Here is a 7,334-nt window from a genome sequence, read left to right on the forward strand (position 1 = left end):
CCCGACGACCCTGCCCGCAGCCGCCCCGGACCCCTCCCGGCGGCTGTTCGTCTCGCGCGTGGTGGCCGGCGCGGCGGCCGCGGCCGCCGTGGGCACGGTCGGCTACGGCACCTACGGCGTGCTGCGCGGCCCCCGCGTCAAGCGGGTGACCGTGCCCCTGGCCAAGCTGCCGCGCGCCGCCCACGGCTACCGCATCGCCGTCGTCAGCGACATCCACCTGAGCCCCGTCCTCGGCCGGGACTTCGCGCAGAAGGTCGTCGACACGATCAACGGGACCCAGCCCGACCTGATCGCCGTCGTCGGCGACCTCGTCGACGGCAGCGTCAAGGACCTGGGCCCGGCCGCCGCACCGCTGGCCCGGCTGAGGGCCCGGCACGGCAGCTACTTCGTGACCGGCAACCACGAGTACTTCTCCGGCGCCGGGCAGTGGGTCGAGGAGGTGCGCCGGCTCGGCCTGGACCCGCTGGAGAACGCCCGCACCGAACTGCCCTGGTTCGACCTGGCGGGCGTGAACGACATCGCCGGCGAGAGCGAGGGCCAGGGCCCCGACTTCGCCCGGGCCCTCGGCGACCGGGACACGGCCCGCGCGTGCGTGCTCCTCGCCCACCAGCCCGTCCAGATCCACGACGCCGTGCGCCACGGGGTCGACCTCCAGCTCTCCGGGCACACCCACGGCGGTCAGCTGTGGCCCGGCAGCCTCGTCGCGGCGGCCGCGAACCCGACCGTCGCCGGTCTGGAGCGCTACGGCGACACCCAGCTGTACGTGTCCCGGGGCGCGGGCGCCTGGGGACCGCCCACGCGCGTGGGTGCGCCCTCCGACATCACCGTCGTCCAACTGGCCTCCACGCGCTGACGCGTGAGCCCGGGAAGAGCCTGTGAAACCCGGCGGAAACACCCCGTCGGTAAGTTCTTTCCCATCTCGCCAGAATCCTCTTCCGCCGTCCGAAACTCCTGTGGTTAGGTGAGCCCGCCGCCAAGGGGAGCGGCACTTTTTGTGGACTGGGCCCGTCCGGCGGCCTGGGGAGGCAGGACACCACCATGCGATCTGTTCGCATGCGGATTCTTCTGACGCTGCTGGTTCTCGCGGTGATCGGAGCGGGCGGCTGGCAGTTGCTGCCGTCCAAGGGGAACAGCGGAGCGACCATCACGGTCGGCACCACGGACACCGTCACCTCACTCGACCCGGCCGGCGCCTACGACGCCGGTTCCTGGGCCCTGTTCAGCAACGTCTTCCAGTCGCTGCTGACGTACCAGCCGGGCGACGTCTCGCCCGTGCCGGACGCGGCCCGCAGCTGTTCCTTCGTCAAGGGCAGCCTGACCACCTACACCTGCGAGCTGCGCGACGACCTCACCTTCGGCGACGGCGCCCAGGTGACGGCCGCGGACGTGAAGTTCTCCTTCGACCGGGTCAGGAGGATCCACGCGGACGTCGGCCCGGCGTCCCTGTTCTCGACCCTGAGGTCGGTCTCCGCCAAGGGCCTGACCGTCACCTTCCACCTCGGGTCGCCCGACGCCACCTTCCCGTTCAAGGTGGCCACCGGAGCCGGCTCGATCGTCGAGCGCACCCGCTACCCGGCCGACGCCCTGCGCACGGGCGACGGCGTCGACGGCACCGGCCCCTACGAGCTGACCGGGTACGCCAAGGGCAAGAAGGCCGAACTGTCGCCCAACGCGCGCTACCGGGGCGCGGTGGCCACCGGCGCGCCCGTGCGGCTGCGCTACTACGCCGACCCCGAGGCCCTGGAGAAGGCGTGGCGGGCCAAGGAGGTCGACGCCGCCACCCGGCAGCTGCCGCCCGCGACCCTCGCCGCCCTCAACGCCAGCGACCCCGGTCAGCGGGTGACCGAGGCCGACAGCTCCGAGACCCGCAACCTGTACTTCGACACCCGTTCCGGCTCGCCGCTGCACGACAGGGACGTCCGCAGGGCGATGGCCTGGCTGATCGACCGCGAGCAGCTCGCGTCGACCGTGTACCACGGGACGGTCGAGCCGCTGTACTCGCTCGTCCCGGCCGGCATCACCGGTCACACCACCTCCTTCTTCGACGACTACCCGAACCGCAGCCCCGTCAAGGCGCGCAGGCTCCTGGAGAAGGCCGGCGTGAGCATCCCGGTGACGTTCACGTACGGCTACGGCCTGGGCAGCGGCGCGGCGGCGGCCGAGGCGGCGGAGCTCAAGCGGCAGCTGGAGGCGAGCGGCCTGTTCAAGGTGGACGTCAAGGGCTACGAGTGGACCGGCTTCCAGAAGCGGTGGGCCGCCGGGAAGCTCGACGCGTACGCCGTCGGCTGGGTCCCCGACTACCCCGACCCGGACACCTTCACCGCCCCGCTCGTCGGCACCGGCTCCACCATGAACACCGGCTACAGCGACAAGGCCGTCGACGGCTACATCGCCGACAGCCGGCAGTTCGCCGACCGCAGCCGCTCCGCCGACGACTTCCGCGCCCTCCAGCGGGCCGTCGCCGACGACGTGCCGGTCGTCCCGCTGTGGCAGCGCAAGGAGTACGTCGTGACCACCGACGACGTCGGCGGCGGCCAGTACCTCGCGGACGGCAACGGCGTGTTCCGGCTGTGGAAGCTCGACTGGATCTGAGCCGCCCGGCCCGCGCTCCCGCGTCGCTCAGGCGCAGGTCCGCGGCCGGGCCGGGAGGGTCACCGTCACCTCGAAGCCCTCGCCCGGCGCCGTGCGCACCGACACGTCGCCGCCGTGGGCCTCGACCACGCCCTGCACGATGGCCAGCCCGAGCCCGCTGCCGGCGCCGCCGCCCGCCCGGAAGAAACGGTCGAAGACCCGGGCCGCGTCCTCCGGGCCCAGCCCCGGCCCCTTGTCCTCGACCACGACCCGCACGACCCCGTCCGCGCGCCGCACGCCGAGCCGCACCGGCACGTCCGCCCCGGTGTGGGTGCGGACGTTGGCCACCAGGTTGCCCAGCACCTGCCGCAGCCCCGACTCGTCGGCCCGCACCAGCACCGCCCCGTCCGCCTCCACCGTGACGGGCCGACCCGGCTGCTGCGCCCCCAGGTCCTGCGCCGCGTCCCGGGCGAGCCGGCACACGTCGACGTTGCGCAGCCGCAGCTCGGGCCGCTGGTCCAGCCGGGCCAGGGTGAGCAGCTCGTCGACGAGCCGGCCCATCCGGTCCACCTCGCCGTTCATCCGGTCCCAGGCCCGCCTGCGCTCCTGCGGCTCGGGCAGCATGCCCTGGTCGTACAGCTGGAGATAGCCCCGGATCGCCGACAGCGGGGTGCGCAGCTCGTGCGAGGCGTCGGCGACGAAACGGCGCAGCTGGGCCGCGCTGCGCTCGCGCGTGCGGTACGCCGTCTCCACCTGGTGGAGCATGGAGTTCAGGGCCAGCCGCAGCTGCTCGACCTCCTGGGTGGGATGGCAGCTGGAGGGCACGCGCCGGGTGAGGTCGCCCTCGGCGATCGCCGAGGACGTCTCCACCATGTCCTCCAGCGGCCGCATCCGCCGCCGCACGCTGAACAGCGTCAGACAGGCCAGCAGGGCCAGCAGCAGGGTGCCCGTCGCGAGATCGAGCCGCAGGGCCTTCGCGATGCCCTTGTGGAGGGCGTCCGTCGAGGTCGCCATCAGGACGTACGTGCCGTCGGACAGCCGCGTCGCCGTCACCCGGTACGCCGCCCCGTGCACGGTCACGTCGTGCGGGTCGGAGTCACGGGTGAGGGCGCCGGGGTCCGTGACGGCCTCGGCGAGCCCGAGCTGCGCCTCGGTCGGCTTCACGCCGAAGAGGGCCACCGCCCCGCCCCGGCCGTCCACGGCCGTGAACACCGAGTCCGGCGCCGGCCGGTCGGCGGAGTCCTCGGGCACCAGCCGGTCGCGGACGAAGCCCAGCACGCTGAGCGAGTCGATCTGGCGCAGGGTGAGCTGCGAACTCCCCAGCGACGTACGCGTCTTGGTCAGTTCGGAGTCGATCTGGCCCAGCAGGTAGTGCCGCATCGCCATGAGGCTGACGGCCGTCGCGGCGACGATGCCGAGCGCCAGCAGCCCCACGTTGGCCAGCGTCAGCTTGGCCCGCAGCGAGTGGACGCCGTGCCGGTGCCGCCGCCTCATGCCAGCCCGTATCCCACGCCCCGCCGGGTGGTGATCACCGGCGGCCCCAGGGCGTCCAGCTTGCGCCGCAGATAGCTGATGTAGGTCTCGACGACCGTCGACTCCGGCGGAGTGTGCTCGTACTGCCAGACATGGCGCAGCAGTTGCTCCTTGGGCACCACCCGGCCGCCGTTGCGGACCAGGAAACGCAGCAGCGCGTACTCGGTGGGCGTGAGCTCGACCGAGCGGCCGGCGCGGTGCACGCTGTACGTCGTCTCGTCCAGCTCCAGATCGCCGTAGCGCAGCGGTGGCCGCTGGGGAAGGACGTCGGCCGGGCGGGTGCGGCGCAGCACGGCGGTGATCCTCGCGACGACCACGTCGATGTCGAACGGCTTGGTGATGTAGTCGTCGCCGAAGCCGAGGGCGCCGACGATCTCGGCGGGCGCGTCCCGCGCGGTGAGGAACACCAGGGCCAGGTCGGGCCTGCGCGTGCGCAGTTCACGCCCCAGCGCCCGCCCGTCCCCGTCGGGCAGCATCACGTCGAGCAGCGCCACGTCGGGCCGGGTGCGCCCGGCGAGCGCGAGCGCCTCGCGGACGCCGCCCGCGGTCATCACCTCGAAGCGGTGGTAGCGCAGGGCGATGGCGAGGACGTCCGCGATGCTCGGTTCGTCCTCCACGACCAGCACGGTGCCCGCGGCCTTCGTCATGCCCCCAGTATCGGCGGCCGCGCCGACCCGCGGGCCGGTTCGTGCTTTGGAGTTCCTTGAGAGTCATGGCCGTCACATGTGCCGACGCGTCCGGCGCGGCCGATCCTGGTGCACAGGACCCGGGGGACCTGTCGAACTGTGTGAGGAGTCTTGATCGTGGCGGCATTGGCGCGCTGGTGCTACCGGCATCGGCTGGTGGTCCTGTTGGTGTGGGTGGGGGCGCTGTTCGGCCTGGGCTTCTCGGCCTCGACGGCGGGCACGGACTACGCGAACGTCTTCTCCCTCCCCGACACGGACTCCAAGAAGGCGTACGACCTGATGGAGAAGGCGTTCCCCGCGCGCGCGGGCGACACCGACACGGTCGTGTGGAAGGTCGACGCGGGCTCGGTGCGCGACCGGGACGTACGGTCCCGGATCCAGCCCGCCCTCGACGACATCGCGAGGATGCCGGGCGTCGGCGGCGTCACCAGCCCCTACGCGGGGGCGGCGACGCAGGTCTCCCGGGACGGGCGGATCGCCTACGCCCAGATCACCTTCACCGAGCAGGCGAACGCGGTGCCCAAGGAGCTCGTCCAGGACGTCGTCGACACCGCGCAGGGCGTCGAACGCGACGGACTGGAGGTCGAGTTGGGCGGCCAGGCCATCCAGCGGGTGCAGGAGCCGCCCACCGGCCTCGCCGAGATGGTCGGCCTCGCCGCGGCCGCCGTCGTGCTGTTCCTCGCCTTCGGCTCCCTCTTCGCGATGCTGCTGCCGCTGGCCGTCGCGATCTTCGGCGTCGGCATGGGCCTGTTCTCGACCCAGCTGCTCAGCCACGTCACCGACATCCCCGACCTCGCCCCGCTGCTCTCCTCCCTGATCGGCCTCGGCGTCGGCATCGACTACGCCCTGTTCATCGTCACCCGGCACCGCAAGGGCGTGCTGCGCGGCGTCGACCCCGAGGAGTCGGCCGTCACCGCCCTCAACACCTCCGGCCGGGCGGTGCTGTTCGCGGGCGGCACGGTGTGCATCGCGCTCGCCGGGATGCTGGTGACGAACCTGCGCTTCCTGGACGGCGTCGTCATCGGCACCTCCCTGACGGTGGTGCTGAGCGTCCTCGCCGCCACCACGCTGCTGCCCGCGCTGCTCGGCTTCCTCGGCGTGCGCGTCCTCAGCCGCAAGCAGCGCAGGCGCCTGACCGCGTCGGGCCCGGAGCCGGAGAAGGCCGGCACGCCCGCGGTCCGCTGGTCGGCGGGGGTCCAGCGCCGGCCCCGGACGATCGCCGCGCTCGCGGTCGTCGTCATGGCCGTCCTCGCACTGCCCGTGCTGTCGCTGCGTCTCGGCGCGACCGACCAGGGCAACAACGACGGGGCCACCACCACCCGCAAGGCCTACGACCTGCTCGCCGAGGGCTTCGGGCCGGGCTTCAACGGCCCGCTCCAGGTGGTCGTGGACGGCGGCGACGCCACCGCGCTCGTCAAGGGCGTCAAGGGCGCCCCCGGCGTCGCCCAGGTGGCCGCGCTGCCGGCCGCGCACGGCGTCACCGTGGTCCAGGTCGTCCCCACCACCTCGCCCCAGTCGAAGGAGACGGACGCCCTGATCGACCGGCTGCGCGACGACATCGTCCCGCGAGCCGGGGTGACGGCGCACGTGGGCGGCGTCACGGCGGTCTCCAAGGACTTCGCGACGGTCACCGGCGACCGCCTGCCCCTGTTCATCGCCACCATCATCGGCCTGGGCTTCCTGCTGCTGCTGGTCGCCTTCCGCTCCCTGGTGGTGCCACTGACGGCCGCGGTGATGAACCTGATCGCGGCCGCGGCCTCCTTCGGCGTCCTCGTCGCGATCTTCCAGTGGGGCTGGGGCCTGGAGCTGCTCGGCCTCGGCAAGGAGGGCCCGATCAACGCCTTCCTGCCGGTCATCATGCTGTCCCTGCTCTTCGGCCTGTCGATGGACTACCAGGTCTTCCTGGTCAGCCGGATGCACGAGGAGTGGGTGCACACCCGGGACAACGCGCGGGCGGTCCGGGTGGGCCTGGCGGAGACCAGCCGCGTCATCAACTCGGCCGCCCTGATCATGGTCTGTGTGTTCCTCGCCTTCGTGCTCAGCGGCGACTCGGGCGCGGCGATGGCGGGCGTCGGCCTCGCGGCGGCCGTCGCCCTGGACGCGTTCGTGCTGCGCACGGCTCTCGTCCCGGCCGCGATGCACCTGCTCGGCGACTCCAACTGGTGGCTGCCGCGCTGGCTGGAGCGGCGGCTGCCGCACCTGGCGGTGGAGCCCAAGGAGGACGAGCCGCACGACGGGAGCGCCGAGGCCGGCGGCGGCCCCGCCTCCGCCGTCCACGGCTTCGTCCGGGACGCGGCCGGCGACCCGGTCGAGGGCGCGACGATGACGCTGCTGACGAAGGGCGGCCGGCGGCTGGACCGCGTGACCTCCCTCGCCGACGGCTCCTACATCCTCTCGGTGCCCGGCCCGGGGACGTACCTGCTGGCCACGGCGGCCTCCTCGGCGGCCTCGCACGCCCGCCCGGTGACGGTCGCGGGGGAGCCGCTGGTCTTCGACGTCGAACTCACCGCGGACGAGCTGGACGCCGTCAACTGAGGGGGCGGG

5 protein-coding genes are annotated in these 7,334 nt (G+C 73.1%); 3 read left to right on the forward strand and 2 right to left on the reverse strand.

The window, feature by feature from the left end; genetic code table 11:
- Both KMS84_RS36875 and KMS84_RS36880 read left to right on the forward strand, forming a co-directional pair.
- A partial coding sequence (locus tag KMS84_RS36875) for a metallophosphoesterase (protein WP_256920915.1) occupies positions 1-853 on the forward strand: 853 nt, incomplete at its 5' end.
- A gap of 200 nt (positions 854-1,053) precedes the next feature.
- On the forward strand, positions 1,054-2,592 hold the full coding sequence (locus tag KMS84_RS36880; RefSeq protein ID WP_256920916.1) for an ABC transporter substrate-binding protein: 1,539 nt from the start codon (positions 1,054-1,056) through the stop codon (positions 2,590-2,592).
- Between the two features lie 27 nt (positions 2,593-2,619).
- Here the strand turns inward: KMS84_RS36880 and KMS84_RS36885 are convergent, their stop codons facing one another.
- On the reverse strand, positions 2,620-4,065 hold the full coding sequence (locus KMS84_RS36885; RefSeq protein ID WP_256920917.1) for a HAMP domain-containing sensor histidine kinase: 1,446 nt from the start codon (positions 4,063-4,065) through the stop codon (positions 2,620-2,622).
- Positions 4,062-4,751: a response regulator transcription factor gene (locus tag KMS84_RS36890; protein WP_256920918.1), complete on the reverse strand. Its 690-nt coding sequence runs from the start codon at positions 4,749-4,751 to the stop codon at positions 4,062-4,064. The genes KMS84_RS36885 and KMS84_RS36890 overlap by 4 nt, the downstream gene beginning before the upstream one ends.
- Positions 4,752-4,916: 165 nt before the next feature.
- Here KMS84_RS36890 and KMS84_RS36895 point away from each other — a divergent pair, with 165 nt between their 5' ends.
- Positions 4,917-7,325, forward strand: coding sequence for an MMPL family transporter (locus KMS84_RS36895; protein ID WP_256920919.1), 2,409 nt, complete (start codon positions 4,917-4,919; stop codon positions 7,323-7,325).
- Positions 7,326-7,334: the final 9 nt, after the last annotated feature.

The sequence above is a fragment of the Streptomyces hilarionis genome (assembly GCF_024539675.1).
In the GTDB taxonomy this organism is placed as follows: Bacteria; Actinomycetota; Actinomycetes; order Streptomycetales; family Streptomycetaceae; genus Streptomyces; species Streptomyces hilarionis.